This window comes from Nonomuraea sp. NPDC003214 (genome assembly GCF_053590035.1).
In genome coordinates, this window is the sequence record NZ_JBSFSX010000003.1 from 33,772 (window position 1) to 51,265 (window position 17,494).

The 17,494-nt window shown below is 73.3% G+C and carries 12 protein-coding genes; 11 read left to right on the forward strand and 1 reads right to left on the reverse strand.

All coding sequences use genetic code 11. The features are described from left to right. Positions 1–5: 5 nt before the first annotated feature. The 8 genes from ACWDXC_RS09170 to ACWDXC_RS09205 all read left to right on the forward strand — a co-directional run bounded on the left by ACWDXC_RS09170 (position 6) and on the right by ACWDXC_RS09205 (position 11,965). Positions 6–974: an aldo/keto reductase gene (locus tag ACWDXC_RS09170; protein ID WP_449979878.1), complete on the forward strand. Its 969-nt coding sequence runs from the start codon at positions 6–8 to the stop codon at positions 972–974. An 89-nt stretch (positions 975–1,063) separates the two neighbouring features. Next, positions 1,064–3,682 carry a hypothetical protein gene (locus ACWDXC_RS09175; RefSeq protein ID WP_449979881.1) on the forward strand — a complete coding sequence of 873 codons (2,619 nt, stop codon included), beginning with the start codon at positions 1,064–1,066 and terminating at the stop codon, positions 3,680–3,682. Positions 3,683–3,685: 3 nt separating this feature from the next. Then, on the forward strand, positions 3,686–4,978 hold the full coding sequence (locus tag ACWDXC_RS09180; protein WP_449979883.1) for a hypothetical protein: 1,293 nt from the start codon (positions 3,686–3,688) through the stop codon (positions 4,976–4,978). A 62-nt stretch (positions 4,979–5,040) separates the two neighbouring features. Further along, positions 5,041–5,937, forward strand: coding sequence for a hypothetical protein (locus tag ACWDXC_RS09185; RefSeq protein WP_449979886.1), 897 nt, complete (start codon positions 5,041–5,043; stop codon positions 5,935–5,937). Positions 5,938–5,976: 39 nt separating this feature from the next. After that, positions 5,977–7,659, forward strand: coding sequence for a DNA polymerase/3'-5' exonuclease PolX (polX, locus tag ACWDXC_RS09190; protein WP_357590709.1), 1,683 nt, complete (start codon positions 5,977–5,979; stop codon positions 7,657–7,659). 204 nt (positions 7,660–7,863) lie between these two features. Continuing rightward, positions 7,864–8,910, forward strand: a complete 1,047-nt coding sequence (locus tag ACWDXC_RS09195) for a sulfite oxidase (RefSeq protein WP_449979888.1) — start codon at positions 7,864–7,866, stop codon at positions 8,908–8,910. 170 nt (positions 8,911–9,080) lie between these two features. Next, positions 9,081–10,979, forward strand: coding sequence for a wax ester/triacylglycerol synthase domain-containing protein (locus ACWDXC_RS09200; protein ID WP_449979891.1), 1,899 nt, complete (start codon positions 9,081–9,083; stop codon positions 10,977–10,979). A gap of 56 nt (positions 10,980–11,035) precedes the next feature. Next, a complete protein-coding gene (locus tag ACWDXC_RS09205) occupies positions 11,036–11,965 on the forward strand; it encodes an aldo/keto reductase (RefSeq protein ID WP_449979894.1) in 930 nt (309 codons plus the stop codon). A 119-nt stretch (positions 11,966–12,084) separates the two neighbouring features. Here ACWDXC_RS09205 and ACWDXC_RS09210 read toward each other — a convergent pair whose 3' ends face one another. Next, the gene (locus ACWDXC_RS09210) at positions 12,085–13,152 is read right to left on the reverse strand and encodes a polyprenyl synthetase family protein (RefSeq protein ID WP_449979897.1); all 1,068 of its coding nucleotides are present in this window, start codon (positions 13,150–13,152) and stop codon (positions 12,085–12,087) included. Between the two features lie 121 nt (positions 13,153–13,273). On the opposite strand from ACWDXC_RS09210, the gene ACWDXC_RS09215 reads away from it, so the two are divergent. The 3 genes from ACWDXC_RS09215 to ACWDXC_RS09225 are packed head-to-tail and all read left to right on the forward strand — an operon-like array spanning position 13,274 to position 17,405. Further along, positions 13,274–14,626: a cytochrome P450 gene (locus ACWDXC_RS09215; protein WP_449979900.1), complete on the forward strand. Its 1,353-nt coding sequence runs from the start codon at positions 13,274–13,276 to the stop codon at positions 14,624–14,626. Next, positions 14,623–15,501 carry a terpene synthase family protein gene (locus ACWDXC_RS09220; protein WP_449979902.1) on the forward strand — a complete coding sequence of 293 codons (879 nt, stop codon included), beginning with the start codon at positions 14,623–14,625 and terminating at the stop codon, positions 15,499–15,501. Before ACWDXC_RS09215 ends, ACWDXC_RS09220 begins: the two co-directional genes overlap by 4 nt. Beyond that, on the forward strand, positions 15,498–17,405 hold the full coding sequence (locus ACWDXC_RS09225; RefSeq protein WP_449979905.1) for a prenyltransferase/squalene oxidase repeat-containing protein: 1,908 nt from the start codon (positions 15,498–15,500) through the stop codon (positions 17,403–17,405). The genes ACWDXC_RS09220 and ACWDXC_RS09225 overlap by 4 nt, the downstream gene beginning before the upstream one ends. Positions 17,406–17,494: the final 89 nt, after the last annotated feature.

Below are 17,494 nucleotides of genomic sequence, written 5' to 3' on the forward strand. Positions count from 1 at the left end.
GCCGCATGGAATACATGCGCTTGGGTGACAGCGGCTTGAAGGTCTCGCGGGTCTGTCTCGGCATGATGAGCTACGGCGACCCGGCCAAGCAGGAGTGGGCGCTGACGGAGGAGCAGGCCGAGCCGATCGTGCGCCGCGCGGCCGACGCCGGGGTCATGTTCTTCGACACCGCCGACTACTACAGCGCCGGGGCCAGCGAGGTCGTGACCGGCAACCTGCTGCGCCGCGTCTTCGCGCGGCGTGAGGACTACGTGCTCGCCACCAAGGTCTATTTTCCGATGGGGCGCGGCGTCAACGACCGGGGGCTGTCGCGCAAGCACATCCATGCCGCCGTCGACGCCTCGCTGACCCGCCTCGGCACCGACCACGTCGACCTCTACCAGATCCACCGCTGGGACGACGAGACGCCGATCGAGGAGACGATGGAGGCCCTGCACGAGGTGGTCAAGGCCGGCAAGGCCCGCTACCTGGGCGCCTCCTCCATGTGGGCGTGGCAGTTCGCCACGGCGCAGCACGTGGCCGAGCGCAACGGGTGGACGAAGTTCGTCTCGATGCAGAACCACTACAACCTGCTCTACCGGGAGGAGGAGCGGGAGATGCTGCCGCTCTGCGCCGACCAGGGGGTGGGCGTGATCCCGTGGAGCCCGCTGGCGCGCGGCGTGCTGGCGCGCGCCGGGTCGGCCTCGGCGACCTCGCGGGCCGGCTCCGACGAGCGCATCGGCTACCTGTACGAGCCGGACGCCGACCAGGCGATCGTGGACCGGGTCGCCGAGGTGGCGCGCGAGCGCGGGCTGCCGCCGGCGCAGGTCGCGCTCGCCTGGCTGCTGCACCGGCCCGGCGTGACGGCGCCGATCGTGGGCGCCACCAAGGACCGCCACGTCGACGACGCGGTGGCCGCGGTGGACGTCCGGCTGTCGGACAAGGAGCTCACCTTCCTGTCCGAGCCGTATCGCCCCCGCGAGGTGCGTTTCTAGCCGGGAGAGGGCTGGGCACGGGGCTCCGGCTCGTCTACTGTTGGGGCCTCGCGTCACGAACCCCCTCGTAACCGCAAGGGGGTTTCGTCATGCCGTCATCACCCGACAATTCCGCGCCGATCCTGGAGAATTCAGCGCGTGAGGTGCTGAAAGGCACGCTCGTTCCCGTCCGGGTCGACGTCCCTCAGGACGAGCCGGGCGGCGGGCTGGTCAAGCTGGGCGCGGTCCGGCAGCTCGCGCTGGCGCCCGGCGAGGCGGAGGAGGTCCGCCGCAGGCTCGGCGCCCACGACGCCGTGAACGTGTCGGCGGGCGCGTTCGACCTGCTCGGCGCGTTCGCCCGGCCGCTGGTGCCCTCGCTCAGGCCCGACCCGGAGGCGCTGGCGCGGATTCCCGCCCGGCAGCTGGCGGCGTTCGCCGAGACGCTGGTGGAGCTGCGCGCCGAACGCCTGCGCGAGGCCGAGGAGCGGCGCTCCCCAGAGGAGGCCGGGCCGGCCGCGCAGGCGCTCAACACGGCGGTCGTCGCGCTGCGCGGGCTGCGCGCCGCCACCGCCACGCCGCCGATCGGCCTGCTCAACCTCGAACGGATCGAGATGGTGCCGGTCGGCATCCAGCGCGGCGAGCTCGTGGCGACCGTGCCGCTGGCGCCCGGCGAGGAGACCGCCGTCACGCAGACGGAGTGGTCGGTGACCTCGCGGGAGTTCACCACGATCGTCACCGACGCGCTGGAGGAGGTCAGCGAGACCGGCGTCACGGACAACACGGACCTGTCGCAGTCGACGTCCTCGCAGAGCCAGCACTCCAACCAGTTCAACATCACCGGCACGGTTCAGGGCGGCATCCCGATCATCTCCGGGTCGAGCACCACCGGGTTCACCTCGCAGGGGTCGCAGTCGGAGTCAGCGACCGAGAGCATCAAGCACGCCCGGTCCACGACGCAGAAGGCGTCGTCGCGGTCGCGGCGCGAGCACAAGGTGACGATCTCGACCACGACCGTCACGGGCACGTCGTCGACCTCGACGCGCGTCCTGAAGAACCCGGGCCGCGAGCCCATCCGGATCGACTACTTCAGCATGATGCGCAAGTGGCGGGTGCGGCTCTACCGCTACGGGCTGCGGCTCACGTACGACATCGTGGTGCCCGAGCCGGGGGCGGCGATGCGGCGGGCGTACGCGGAGCTGGAGACGCTGCGCGCCCAGCAGGGGCCGTTCACGTTCGGCGTGAAGCTCTCCGACGTGACCACCGAGCTCGTGGACGAGCACGGCAACCCGTCTCCCACGGGCAAGCCGAAGTACCAGTGGCTCGCCGACCGGCACGGCGTGACCGTCCGGCCGCATCCGGAGCCGCCCACGCCGCTGACGGCGAGCTCGACGGCCGACACCGGCGGCGGCTGGTTCTTCCTCGGCCTGGAGTTCGACGTGCCCGGCGGCACCCGCGTGCGGGAGATCATCCTGGACGCGCAGATCGGCAAGGACGACTCCGACGACCGGATGAACTTCGACGTGCTCGGCGCCCGGCACGAGCCCGGCTGGAACGGGCAGACCGGTGCGCTGATCATCCGCAACCACCGGATCATGTCGGTCGGCGCGGACCGGCCGTTCATGGCGGGCTTCACCGGACGACACAAGATCACGTTCTTCTTCCACCACGCCGAGCAGGTGTTCGTCGGGCTGACCGTGCACCGGGAGCTCATGCCGGAGACGATCGAGCAGTGGCGCGCCGACGTGTGGAACGCCCTGCACGGCGCCGCCCAGGCCCGCTACTTCGCCCAGCAGCAGGAGGTCGCCGCGCGCATCGCCGCCATCGAGGAGCGGCTGTCCAGCGTCGACACGCTGACGCTGCGCCGCGAGGAGAGCGACGAGATCATGAAGAGCGTGCTGCGGTTCGTCCTCGGCACCGACTTCGACTTCATGCCCGCCGACGTGCTGGCCGCCTTCGTCGCCGCCGGCGTCGACCTCCAGCACGGCATCGGCTTCGACGGGCCCGGCCTCGGGCTGAGCCAGGACCAGTGGACGCTGCTGCGCCAGCACGAGGACCTGATCCGCTTCATCAACCAGGCTATCGAGTGGGAGAACGTGGTGACGTTCCTCTACTCGTACTTCTGGGACGTGCCGCCGAGCTGGGCGTTCATCCGGCAGTTGCGCCATCCCGACCCCAACCGGCAGGCGTTCCTGCGCGCGGGCAGCGCGCGCATCGTGCTCACCGTCCGCAAGGGCTGGGAGGAGCGGTGGATGCGCTTCGCCGAGGGCGGCGGGGTCGGCGCGCCCGTGCCCGGCCCCTACCTGACGATCGCCAGGGAGATCGCCGCGTACGACGACCGCAACTATCCGGGCATTCCGCCGGCGAACCCCGGCAAGGAGGCCGTGCACCTGCAGGACGCCGTCTTCACCACCACGACGGCGGACCTGGCGCCCAGCGCGGCCCCGGTGACGATCAGGGTGGCGAGCAGCGCCGGGTTCGTGGTCGGGCTGCCGGTCGTCATCGACTCCGAGGACGAGCGGCGCGTGCAGGAGGCCCAGGTCGTCACCGCGATCCCCGACAACACGCGCATCACGGTCGCCCGGCTGGACTTCGCGCACCGGGGCTCGCAGGCGCCGGTGCCGATCCTGCAACCGGGTGAGAAGGGCGCGCTCATCGCCGAATGGCACGAGTACACGCCGTCGTCCGGCACCGACATCGCCGTGACGTCCAACCTCTCCACGATCGCCTGACCGATGGCGATGCGGGACGTCAGCCGCCGGGTCCTGGAGCTCCACCCCGGCGAGCCGTTCCGGGCCGGGCCGGGCGGCGCCGCCGAGACGGAGCCGCGCGCCCTGCTCGGCGGGGGCGAGCTGCGCAAGTTCGGCTGGAAGGTGCTCGACGCCAGCATGCCCGACGGCATCACGTACGCGCCGGTCCCGTTCGGCTCCGCCTCGATCACCGAGGCCAACCGGGCCGTCGTGGCCGGGCGGGCGTTCGCGCTGGAGCGCGACACGGGCACCACCAGGCTGTTCTTCGTGTGGCTGCCGAGCGCGCTGGCCGACCGGCTGGCCAAGGGCACGATGACGGGCCCGCTGAACTTCCACGTCATCTTCCACACGCCGACCTACCTGGACAGCTACGTGAAGAGCCGCCCGTACTGGACCGGCAAGCACCCCTCGGACGGGGTGCCCTACTACGTGCGGCTGGGCGCGCGCTACCTGTCCACGGACTTCCGGGCGGTCGCCCACCACGTCATGGCCGTCACCGCCCGCGACCCGAACCTGGCCTACGTCGTCCCGATCGCCGACCTGAGCGGCAACCTGTCCGACCTGATCACGCCCGGCGGCCTGCTCGGCGCGCTGACCGAGGTGAACGCGGCGCTGGCCGCCCTGCTGTCCGGGCCGGCGCCGTCCGGCAAGGTGGGCGGCATCATGCTGTCGGCCTACAGCCGCAGCGGCGACCGGCTCGTGGCGCTGATGCGCCAGGTCAGCGGGTCGCCGTTCTTCACCGAGCACCTGCTGCAGATCAACGCCTTCGACGTCAACCTCGGCGACAAGGACGAGCAGCGGCTGCCCGAGCTGGCCCGGATGTGGGAGGGGGTGCGGCAGTGGGCCACGCTCAACCGCCGCGCCCGCGCGTACGTCTACACCGCCTACCGCAGCCACTACGCCCAGTGCCTGGCCTCGCCCGTGCCGCGAGGGGCCGCGTGGACGGACCGGGCGGACGTCAAGCTCGACGACGTGACCTGGTCCGACAGCGCCGCCAAGGCCGCGCCCGGCCAGTCCCGGGGGGTCGCGTCGGAGGCGTACGGGCCGGACGGGCGGTTCGGGGTGGTCTGCCTGCCGGTGTCGTTCTTCCGCTTCTACCTGGAGAACCATCACCACGGCAAGACGGAGATCATCGGCAACACGGCGCGTGGCTGGCACGACGGCGAGTACGACATCGGCCGCGCCCACGGCCACGGCCTGTTCCTGCGCGGGCTCATGTCGCACGCCGTCGCCCGCGCCGACCCCGTCTTCTTCGCCCCAGTCCGGCGCGTGCCGTGACCCGCTCCCCGGTTGGCCGGAACCTACAAGACCGCAGGTCGCCGGCGTAGCAGGATGGCCGTATGACCTTCGACCGTTCCGTGGCCGCCGCGTTCATGGCCGGCCACGCGAGAGTTCTCGACCGGCGCCGCTTCGACCTGCTGTGGGGCGGCGGGGACCGGGCGGGCGTGCTGGCCGCGCTGGACGCCTACCGCAATCCCGACGGCGGCTACGGGTGGGGCCTGGAGCCGGACCTGCGCTCGCCCGAGAGCCAGCCGGGGGCCGCGCTGCACGCGTTCGAGGTGTTCGCGGAGATCGCGCCCGCGACCTCGCCGCACGCGGTAGCGCTGTGCGACTGGCTGGCCTCGGTGACGCTGCCCGACGGCGGGCTGCCGTTCGCGCTGCCGCTGGCCGTCCCGGCGGCGACCGCGCCGTGGTGGGCGGGCGCTCCCCACGACGTCTCGTCGCTGCAGATCACCGCCGTGTCGGCGGCAGCCGCGTACCGCGTCGCCGCGCACGACCCAGCCGTGGCCGCCCATCCGTGGCTCGCGCGGGCGACCGGCTACTGCCTGGAGGCGATCGAGGAGCTCACCGACCCGCACGCGTACGTGCTGTCGTTCGCGGTGCAGTTCCTGGACGCCGTGCACGAGTCCGTGGCGGAGCTGCGCGGCGAGGCGGCGCGGCTGCTGGAGCGGCTGGGCGGGCACTTCCCCGCCGAGGGCGTGCTGCCGGTGGCGGGCGGCGCCGAAGGGGAGGTGCTCAGGCCGCTCGACGTCGCGCCGTACCCGGACCGGCCGGCCCGCACGCTGTTCGCGCCCGAGGTGATCGCGGCCGACCTGGACCGGCTGGCGGCCGGGCAGCAGGACGACGGCGGGTGGAGCGTCGACTACGCCCGGATCTCCCCGGCGGGGGCGCTGGAGTGGCGCGGCGCCGCCACCGTGCGGGCCGTCGACGTGCTGCGGCGCAACGGGCGCAGCTGACCTCCGGGACTGTCGGTGCGGGCTTCTAAGCTTGGGGCCATGGCACGGGCAAACGAGGAGGCTGCGGCCGCCCTCCAGGAATACGCGGAGCTGTTCGCGCTCACCGGGGGCGACGCGTTCCGGGTGCGCAGTTATCAGAAGGCGGCCAAGGCGATCGCCGGCTACCCCGACGACATCGCGGCCGTCGACGTGCGCGCCGTTCCCGGCGTGGGCGAGGCGATCGCCAAGAAGATGGAGGAGTTCCTGCAGCGCGGGAGCTTCCGGCAGCTCGACGACCTGCGCGGGCGGGTGCCCGACGGGGTGCGGCGGCTGACCCGGGTGCCTTCGCTCGGGCCCAAGACCGCGATCATGCTGTTCGAGGACTTCGGCATCGACTCGCCCGTCGCGCTCGGCGAGGCGATCGCCGCCGGCCGCCTCGACGGGGTCAAGGGCCTCGGCCCCAAGACGCTGGCCAACCTGGCCAAGGGCATCGAGCAGCTGGAGCAGTCGGGCCGCCGCGTCCACATCGGCGTCGCGATGGCGCTGGCCGAGCAGGTCATGGGCTCGCTGGAGGCCGAGCGCATCGGCTACGCGGGCTCGCTGCGCCGGATGAAGGACACGATCGGCGACATCGACATCCTGGCCGTGGCCGACGAGTCGATCATGACGGCCTTCCGCGCCCAGCCGTACGTGGCCGAGGTCATCGCGGCCGGCGACAAGAAGACGTCCGTGCGCACCACCTCCGGCATGCAGGTCGACCTGCGGGTGGTGCCCGCGGGCTCGTGGGGCGCCGCGATGCAGTACTTCACCGGCTCCAAGGAGCACAACGTGGCCATCCGGGAGATGGCGGTGAAGAAGGGCTGGAAGCTGTCCGAATACGGGCTGTTCGACGGTGAGCGGGTGATCGCCGCCGAGTCCGAGGAGGAGATCTACGCGGCGCTCGGCATGCAGTTCGTGCCGCCGCCGATGCGTGAGGACGGCGGCGAGGTGCAGGCCGCGCTCCGCGGCGAGCTGCCCGCCCTGCTCCAGCTGGCCGACCTGCGCGGCGACCTCCACACGCACACCGACCTCACCGACGGCATCGCCTCGCTGGAGGACATGGTGGCCGCCGGCGCCGCCCGGGGCTACTCCTACTACGCCGTCACCGACCACGCCCCCGACCTGGCCATGCAGCGCATGACCCTCGACAAGGCGCTGGAGCAGCGCGAGCGCGTCGCCGCGCTGCAGCCGCGCCATCCCGGCATGCGCATCCTGCACGGCACCGAGCTCAACATCGCGCCCGACGGGTCGGTCGACTGGCCCGGCGAGGTGCTGCGCACGTTCGACGTGTGCGTGGCGTCGGTCCACTCCCACTTCTCGATGCCGCGCGACGAAATGACCCGGCGCTTCATCACCGCCTGCGAGAACCCGTACGTGGACATCATCGGCCACCCCACCACCCGCAAGATCGGCAAGCGGGAGCCGGTCGACGCCGACTGGGACGCGATCTTCCGCGCGGCGGCGCGCACCGGCACCGCCATGGAGATCGACTCCTACCCCGACCGCTCCGACCTGCCCTCCGACCTGGTGCGGCTGGCCAAGCACCACGGGGTCAAGTTCTCCGTCGACAGCGACTCGCATGCCATCCCGCACCTGGCGCACCAGCGGTTCGGCGTGGGCATCGCGCAGCGCGCCTGGCTCACCGCCGACGACGTGATCAACGCCTGGCCGCTCGACCGGCTGCTCGCCTTCCTCGGCCGCTGACCGGGCGGCCCTGGGCCCGCCTGCCTCACGCCACCGTCCTTCCCCGGGCCACCCGGGGAGGGGGCGGGATGTTACCGGTTGTCACCGTTGGGCATGGATCGGTGAAGGGGGAATCGATCGGAGGAGGAGGGTGTGGCTTGCGCTGCGGCCGATTACATGGTTAACAGGTAGGAAATGTGGATGGGGAGAGGTGGGAGGTCAGGCATGGCGCATTCGCTGGTGACGATGGTGAAGCCGGTGCCGGCAAGCCTGTTCGTGCTGCGCGACAGCGGCGCGGAGATGCGCTGGGAGGGCATGGCGGGCCAGGGCTACCACACGCCCACCGACCGGTTCTTCGTACGCAACCACACCTACACGCCGATCATCGACGCGGCCACCTGGCGGCTGCGGGTGCACGGCGAAGGGCTGCGGCAGGCGGCCGGCTACTCCTACGACGACCTGCTCGCCATGCCGTCGCGCACGATCGACGCCGCCATCGAGTGCGCGGGCAACGGGCGGCGCTTCTACGAGACGCAGCAGGGCGAGCCCGCGCCGGGGACCCCGTGGGGCCTGGGCGCCGTCGGGGTGGCGCGGTGGCGGGGGGTGCCGCTGCGCGACCTGCTGAAGGCGTCCGGCATCCGGCGCGAGGCCGTGGACGTGCTCGCCCAGGGGCTCGACGCGCCGTTCGAGCACTACGGCCGGGTGCGCCGGCCGCTGCCCGCGGACAAGGCGATGGACGACGTCCTCGTCGCGTACGAGATGAACGGCGAGTCCCTCCCGCACGACCATGGATTTCCGGTGCGCCTGGTGGTGCCGGGATGGGCGGGAATAGCGTCCATCAAGTGGCTGGGCGACATCGAAGTTCTCACCCGGCCGGTATTCACGCCGTGGAACACCGAGTTCTACCGCGACGTCACCGAACTCCCCGTGAAGAGCGCGTTCGAGCTTCCCTGGGACGCGACGCTGCCGGCGGGCCTGCCGCTCGTGCTCCACGGCAGGTCGTGGTCCGGGCACGGCCGCGTCGTCCGGGTGGAGGTCAGCGTCGACGGCGGCACGACCTGGCGCACCGCCGAACACCACGGCCACCACCTGGTCAGAGCCTGGCTGCCCTGGCACGTGGAGTGGGCGCCGAACCGGCCGGGACGGCACGTGCTGATGGCCAGGGCGACGGACGAGACCGGCGCGACCCAGCCGATGGAGGCGCCGTGGCATCCGCAGGGCTACGGGTTCGGCGCCGTCGTCCGGCATCCGGTGCAGGTGGTCCTCGGTTAGGGAAATGTCACGGAAGCGCGCTGAGCTGGCCAATCAGCGAATGGGCCGCACGGGGCCGCCGAATTCATCTGTAAGACTTTCGCGGAAACGTCCGGGAAATTCTTCTGTGCGATCGTCGGCTTACTCGCTGGGGAAGTCGCTGGGGAAGTCGCTGGGGAAAAGGAGAGCAGATGCGCCAGCTGACCGCGCTCGACGCGCAGTTCCTCAACGTCGAGTCCGCGACGACCGCCGCGCACGTGGCGGGGCTGGCGATCGTGGACCCCGCCGGCGGACGGCTCAACCGGCAGGCGCTCGCCGACCTCCTGCGGCGGCGGCTCCACCTCGCCCCGGCGCTGGGGCTGCGGCTGGCCGAGGTGCCGTTCGGGCTGGACCGGCCCTACTGGGTCACCGATGCGGAGCTCGACCTCGACCAGCACCTGTTCGAGCTGACGCTCCCGGCTCCGGGCGGGGATCGGCAGCTCGCGGAGGCGGTGGCGCGGATCCACGCCCGGCGGCTGGACCGGGCGCGTCCGCTGTGGGAGATGCACCTCATCCACGGGCTCGCCGGTGGTCTGGTCGGCGTCTACACCAAGGTCCATCACGCGGCCATCGACGGCGTCTCGGGCGCCGAAACGCTGGCCGCCCTCCTCGACCTGACCCCCGACGGCCCCCTGCCCACCGGCCTCACGACCTCCCCCAGCCGGGGGTCGGCGTCCCCTGGCCCGGAGTCGGCGTCCGCCGCCCGGCAGCCGACGTCCGCCCTGGAGCCGACGTCCGCCGCCCGGGAGCCGGCGTCCGTGACCCCGGGAGGCCCGGCCGGTCAGGTCCTCGCGCCGACCGGCTCGGACGCGTCCCCGCTACTGGGGCACCTCGCCACCGGCAACGCACCGGCAGCCCGTGCCGACGGGGGCGCGGCGGAAGCCCGTGCCGACGGGGGCGCGTACGGGGTAGGGGCCTGCTCCGAACCTGGGGGCGCAGTTGGCGGTGGAGGGTTCGGCCCCTCGGCGGCTGCTGCCGACGGGGGCGTGGCGTGCTCCGAGCCCAGGGCCGCGGTCGGCGGGGAGGGGCTTGGCTCCTCGCCGGCTGCCGGCAAGGCGGGCGCGTACGGGTGGGAGGGGGAGCCCGGGGTGGTGGGGATGCTGGCCGGGGCGGTGGCGCGGGTGGCGGGGCAGCCGGTGCGGGCGGCGGGGGCGCTCGTGCGGGCGGCCGCGGATCTGGACGTGATCCCGCTGGCCGGGGCGCTGCCCGGGGCACGGCTGGTGGCCAGGGCGGCGCGGGCGCTGGCGGGTGATCGGCGGCCCCGGCCGGAGGTGCCGGAGGGGCCGGGGGTGATCGCGCCGCGGACGCCGTTCAACGGCCCGATCAGCGCGGGACGGCGGCTGGCGTTCGGGTCGGTGTCGCTCAAGGACGTGAAGACCGTCGCCCGCGCGTACGGTCTGAGCGTGAACGACGTGGTGATGGCGTTGTGCACGTCGGCGCTGCGGTCGTGGCTGTCGGAGCGGGACGCGCTGCCAGAGGGGCCGCTGGTCGCGGCGGTGCCCGTGGCGGTGCGGGAGCCGGAGGCGCGGGACGCGGTCGGCAACCAGATCTCCGCGCTGATCGCCCCGCTGCCCACTCACGAGCCCGACGCCCGCGTACGGCTGCGCACGGTCGGGGCGGCGATGGCGGCGGCCAAGCGGCGGTTCGCGGTGGCGCCCGCGCGGTGGCTGGACGAGCTGTGCTCGATGCTGCCCGCGCCGGTCACCGCCCTGGCGACTCCGGCGATCTTCCGGCTGGCGTCGGTGGCGTTCCCTCCGATCAACCTGATCATCAGCAACGTCCCCGGCCCGCAGTTCCCGCTCTACCTGTGCGGGGGGCGGGTGCTGTCGTACTATCCGATGTCGGTGCTGACGGACATGACGGGCGGCGTCAGCATCACGTGCTTCTCCTACGACGGCATGCTCGACTTCGGCGTGGTGGCGTGCCCGGAGCGCATGTCCGATGTGTGGAGCCTGGCCGGGCATCTGCGGGCGGCGCTGGACGAGCTGCTGGAGGGCGTGGCGGCCGAGGCCGACGCCTACAGCGACGCCGCCGCCCCGGCCTCCGGCTAGCCCCGCGGCTCGCGCGGCTCCCCGATCTTCGGGCCGGACGTGCCGATAATGACGAGATGAGATCGATCGGCACCACGGACCTGTCCGTGCACCCCATAGCGCTCGGCACCAACGTCTTCGGCTGGACGGCGGACAAGGAGACCTCGTTCGCGATCCTCGACGCCTACACCGAGGCCGGCGGCAACTTCATCGACACCGCCGACGTCTACCCGTACTGGGTCACCGGCGAGTCCACGTCGGAGTCTTTCATCGGCGAGTGGATGGCCGCCCGCCGCAACCGTGACACGCTCGTGCTCGCCACCAAGGTCGGCACGCTGGAGGGGCTGAAGGGCCTGGCCCCGCGGACGATCCGCACCGCCGTGGAGAACTCGCTGCGCCGTCTGCGCACCGACCGGATCGACCTCTACTGGGCGCACGTGGACGACACCGACACGCCGCTGGCCGAGTCGCTGGGCGCGTTCGGCGAGCTGGTCGCCGAGGGGAAGGTGCGGCACGTCGGCGCCTCCAACTACGCCGCCGACCGGCTCGCCGAGGCGCTGAAGGTGGCGCGTGAGGAGGGCCTGCCGGCGTACGTCGCCCTCCAGCAGCCGTACAACCTGGTGGAGCGCGGCTACGAGGGCGAGCTGCGTGACGTCGTGGAGCGCGAGGGGCTGTCCAGCACGCCGTACTTCGGGCTGGCGCGCGGCTTCCTGACCGGGAAGTACGCGCCGGGCGTCACCGTCGACAGCCCGCGTGCCGCCCAGGCGGCCCGCTACCTGAAGTTCGAGTACGGGCTGCGCACGCTGGAGGCGCTGGCCAAGGTGGCCGCCGAGCGCGGGGTCAAGCCCGCCACGGTCGCGCTGGCGTGGCTGGCCGCCCAGCCGACGATCACCTCGGCGATCACCAGCGCGCGTGACCTCACGCAGCTCGGGCCGCTGCTGGCGGCGGCGGAGCTGACGCTGTCGGACGACGAGCTCGCCCTCCTCGACGAGGCCTCCCGCTCCTGACGGTTCCGCCGCATCCGGGAGCGAGGCAGCGGAGCTCGACGGGCGTCGGCGGGGTTCGGCGGGGTTCAGCGGAGTGCGACGTGGTTCGGCGGAGTCAGCCGGTACGGCCTCGCCCGGGGTCAGCGGATGCGGTCGACGAGCGCGAGGCAGAGGGCGCGCAGGGCGGTGTCGCCGGGGAGGCAGGCGTCCATGAGCTCCAGGGCCGAGGCGGCGTGCCGGGCGGCCAGGTCGAGGGCCGCCCGCCTGCCTCCGGCGTGCTCGACGAGCCGGGCGGCGTGCCGTACGGCGTCGTCGCCCGGGGCCGCGTGGCCCGGCGCGGGGTCACCCGGGGCGGGGCCGTCCAGGGCGGCGGCGTCGAGGGCGGCGGCCAGTTCGGCGGCCGGCGGGCCGCCCGCGGACAGGACGGCCAGGACGGGGAGCGTCTTCTTGCCGCGCCGCAGGTCGCTGTGGATGGGTTTGCCCGTGACGGCCGGGTCGCCCCAGATGCCGAGCACGTCGTCGTAGATCTGGAAGGCGACGCCGAACGCGCACCCCATGTCCCAGGCGGTTTCGGCGAGCTCGGGCCGGCCGCCGAGCGCGACGCCGGTCGCGGCGGCGGCGGCGAGCAGGCTGCCGGTCTTGCCCGCGGCCATCACCTCGTACTCGGCGACGGTGACGGCGTCGCGGCCGAGCCAGGGGCGGCTCTCGAAGGCCAGGTCGCGCGTCTGCCCCTGGACGAGCTCGACCAGCGCCCTGGATAGGTGGCGCATGGGCTCGCCGGTCCCCGCCAGCCGGGCGACGGCCAGCGCGAGCAGCGCGTCGCCGGTCAGCAGGGCGGGCCCCACGCCGTACGCCTTCCACAGCGCCTGGCGGTGCCTGCGCCGCTCGTCGGCGTCCATGATGTCGTCGTGCACCAGCGAGAACGCGTGCACGAGCTCCACCGCGACCGCGCCCGGCAGCCCGGCCTCGAGCGGCGCCCCGGCGGCCTCGGCCGCGAGCATCGCGATGGCGGGCCGCAGGTGCTTGCCGCCGTCGCCGTCGGCCGGTCGCCCGTCCACGTCGGACCAGCCGAGCGTGAACGCGGCCATCCTGGCGCCCCACGGATGCAGGCCCGACACGGCCTCCCGCAGCGCGGGCTCCAGCAGCCGGCGGCAGCGGGCGATCGCGTCGCCGGCGGGGCCGGGGGCCGCGGACTGGCCGACGGTCATGACATCTCCTACCCAACGTACGATCTTGAATCTATATGCAGCATCATGTGATACTCCACCCTGATCACTAACTTTTGTCAGGAGATGTCCGACAGCTGAGACGGACATGGAGGAGAGCCGCGTGTCCACCGGGACCGAAGCCGCCAGACGAGCCAGGACCCTCCCCTTCCTCCGCGCGCTGGCCAGGCACCACCGCTCTCCCATCGACGCCTTCGAGGAAGCCGGCGCCCGGGCGGGCGGCGAGCTGGTCCGTCTGAACATGGGACCGTTCCAGCCGTACCTGATCACCCATCCCGATCACGTCCAGCACGTGTTACGCGGCAACCAGCCCAACTACGTGCGCGAGGGCATGTTCTGGGACCCGCTGGCGCCGCTGATCGGCAAGGGCATCCTGTCAGACGGCCCCGACTGGGCGGAGAGCAGGCGCATCGTACAGCCGCTGTTCACCGCCCGGCAGCTCGAAGGGCTCGGCGAGCGGATGGCCGCGATCATCGCCGAGCTGGTGGACGGGACGATGGCGCCGGGGCGGCCGTTCGACGTGGCGGCGGCCATGTCCGCGATCGTGCACGCGACGACCGTGCGGCTGTTCTTCGGCGAGTCGATCTCCGGCGCGGACATCGACCGGCTGGCCCCGGCCTACGACACCGGCGTGACGGCGCGGGCCATCAGGCTCGTGCTGCCGTCGGTGCCGCAACGCTGCCCGATGCCCGGCGACCGGGCGTTCGGACGTGCCGTGGCGACCATCGACGAGGTCGTGTACCCGCGCATCGAGCACGCGCGGCAGCGCGAGGGCAGCGGAGACAGGGCGGGCGACGTCGTCTCGGCGCTGTGCCGGGCCCCGTACGCCGACAAGGGCGACCGGCGGGTGCGCGACGACATGGTGGCCATCCACGGCGCCGCCACCGAGACCGCCGCCACGGCGCTGACCTGGGTGTGGCCGGTGCTCGACGCACATCCGGAGATCGCGGCCAGGGTGTACGAGGAGATCAGCCGGGTCGTCGGCGACGGTCCGGTCACGGTCGGCCACCTGCCCGCGCTGACGTACCTGCGGATGTTCCTCAGCGAGCTGCTGCGGCTGTACCCGCCGGGCTGGATCCTGCCGCGCAAGGCGCTCGCGGACGACGTGATCGACGGCGTGGCGATCGAGGCGGGCGCCACGGTGGTGCTGAGCCCGTTCCTGACGCAGCGGCTGCCGCAGGTGTGGGAGCGCCCGCTGGAGTTCGACCCCGAACGGTTCGCGCCGGGGAACGAGAGACGGCGGTCGCGGTACGCGTACTTCCCGTTCGCGGCCGGGCCGCACTCGTGCGTGGGGCCGCACCTGTTCATGATGGAGGCGCAACTGCTGCTCGCCGGGATCCTGCGCTCGTACCGGCCGGTGCTGCACACGCCCGGGCCGGTGGCGCCCCGGCTGGCCTCGACGCTGCGGCCCACGGCGGGGCTGACGCTGACGCTCGTCCCGGCGGCACGGTCATGATCGCGGACAGCGGGACCGGCCGGACGAGCGGGATCGACGGGTCGATGCCCGCCGTCGGCGGCGCGGAGCTGGGGCGGACCTGCGCGCTGGCCGTCGAGTGCGCCCGCGAGCTGGCACGCGACGCCGGGCGGCACCCCGAGCTGTTCCCCGCCAAGCCGTTCGACGCCGGGTTCTACCACTCGCTGGCGCTGGTGGGCGCGTTCGGCTCGCCCTGGGCGACGGCCCGCGAGCTGCGCGCGGTCAACCGGGCGGCGCTGTGGGTGTTCGCGGTGGACCTGCTCATCGACCACGTCGCCACCTCCCGCGACGAGGTGGCCGACCTCGTCGGCGCCTGCCTGGCCGTGGCCGACGGCGCCGAACCGCGCACCCCCGCCACCCGCTTCCTCGCCGAGCTGCGCGACGAGGCCGGCTCCCCCGCCTGGCGCGACCAGCTCGGACGCATGCTGGCCGCGATGGCCCGCGAATGGGACTGGCGCACCGGCGACCGGCCGGACCTGGCGACGTACCTGGACAACGCCGACAGCACCGGCTCCTCGTTCGTCAACCTCGCGCACTGGAACGTCACCGGCGACCCGTGGACGCTCGCCAACCTCGACCGCGTCCGCGCCGTCGGCGACGAGGTGCAGCGCTACCTGCGGCTGCTGAACGACCTCGCCACCCGCGACCGCGAAGCCGGCTGGGGCGACGTGAACGCGCTCACGCTCGGCGCCGGGCAGGCCGAGGTGACGGCCCGGATGGGCGAGCTGTCGCAGCGCGCCGTCGCCCTCATCGAGCCGCTGCGCGACACCGCGCCGCGTACCGCCCTCTACCTGGAGCGACAGTTGACGTTCAACACGGGCTTCTACGGCCTGGCGGACTTCTGGGGGGCGCTGTGAACGTCGCCCGCGAGGCGGCGGCCCTGGTCTCCACGCTGATGGCGCTGCCGTGGGGGCAGGTGTCGGCGTCCATCTACGAGACGGGCCGCCTCGTCACGCTCGCGCCGTGGCTCACCGGGCACCGCGAACGGGTCGCGTACCTGCTGGAGCGGCAGCTTCCCGACGGGTCGTGGGGGGCGCCCGACGGGTACGGGCTGGTGCCGACGCTGAGCGCCACGGAGGCGCTGCTGTCGGCGGGCGGCGCCTCCGGGGCCGAACATGACGCCGAGCTGCGGGAGGCGGCGGAGCGCGGGCTGCGGGTGCTGCGGCCGTGGCTGGCCGGGCCGGTGGAGCTGCCCGACATGCCGGCGGTGGAGCTGATCGTGCCGTCGCTGGTCGCGCTCATCAACGCGCACGGGGTGGGGGCGCCGCTGCCGCTGCCCGACGGGATGGACTTCGCGCGGGTCGAACGGCTCCGGCACGTGGTCCGGTCCGGGGCCGCGCTGCCGGAGAAGCTGCTGCACGCGCTGGAGGTGGCGGGGCCCGCGGCGGGCAACGCGCACGCGGTGCGGCCGACGCCCATCGGCACCGTCGGCGCCTCCCCCGCCGCCACCGCCGCCTGGCTCGGCGCCGTACACGCGGACCCGCGTCCGGACCCGCGTCCGGGCACGCGCTCCGGCGAGCCCGCCGACGCGCTCGCGGGCCGCGGGCCGGCGGGAAGGACCGCCCTGCTCGACGCCCCGGCGCGCCCGGTCCCGACGGGGCCGGCGACGGTGGCGGGGCCGCTCCTCTTGGCCGGACCGGCCGCCCCCGGCGACCTCCACGCCCCAGCCGACCTCCACGCCCCAGCCGACCTCCACGTCCCGGCCGACCTCCACGTCCCGGAGGGGCCCGGCGGGTACGCGTCCCGCGCCTCCGGTGGGCGCTCCCGGTCCCAAGGCGGCCTCGTCCCGGACGGGCCGGTCCGCTCCGACGGGGCCGCCTCCCGGGAGTCGTTTCCCTTCGACGGCGGCCTCGTCCCCGGTGCGGACGGGGGGCAGGGGGAGGTGGTCCGGGCGCACCTGGAGGCGGTGGTCAGCCGGTACGGGGGGCCGGTGCCGGTGGGGTTCCCCATCACCGTGTTCGAGCGCGGATGGGTGCTGAGCTGGCTGGTCAGGGCCGGGGTGCCGGTGACGGCGCCGCCGGAGATGGTGGCGGACCTGCGGGCGGCGATCGGCCCGGCGGGCACGCCGGCCGGTCCGGGGCTGCCGGCGGACGCCGACACGACGTCCGTGGCGCTGTACGCGCTGGCGCTGGTGGGGCAGCCGCACGATCCGGCGAGCCTGCTGGAGTTCGACGTGGGCACGCACTTCTGCACCTGGCAGGGCGAGGACGGCTTCTCCGTGAGCGTGAACGCGCACGTCCTGGACGCGTTCGGGGCGTACGCGGCGCGCCGCCCGGACCGCGCGCGGGCGTACGCGCCGGTGGTGCGCAGGCTGTCGGCGCTGCTGGCCGACCGGCAGCAGCCCGACGGGAGCTGGGACGACCGCTGGCACGCCTCCCCCTTCTACGCGACGCTGAGCTGCGTGCTGGCGCTCGGCGAGTACGGCGGGCCGGGGCGGGCGGAGGCGATCCGGCGGGCTCGCGCGTGGGTGCTGTCCGCGCAGCGGCCGGACGGCTCGTGGGGCCGCTGGGAGGGCACGCTGGAGGAGACCGCGTACGCGCTGCAGACGCTGCTCGCGTGCGACGGGGAACTGGACGAGCAGTACGAGTCTGCCGTCGACCGTGGATATCGGTATTTGCGCACGGTAGCGGATATTTCGGAGCATCCGCCGTTGTGGCATGACAAGGACCTTTACACGCCGTTCGCGATCGTACGGTCCGCGATCCTGGCGGCGTTACACCTGTGCGAGACCAAGGCGAAGACAGGACAAATTCGGACGTAACGCTATTAACGGGCAGGTACCCGGCTTGAGGTGGGTTTGAGCCATTGCTAAGGTAAGCCCGGCACTGGATGTCGGAAATATCGCTCTAT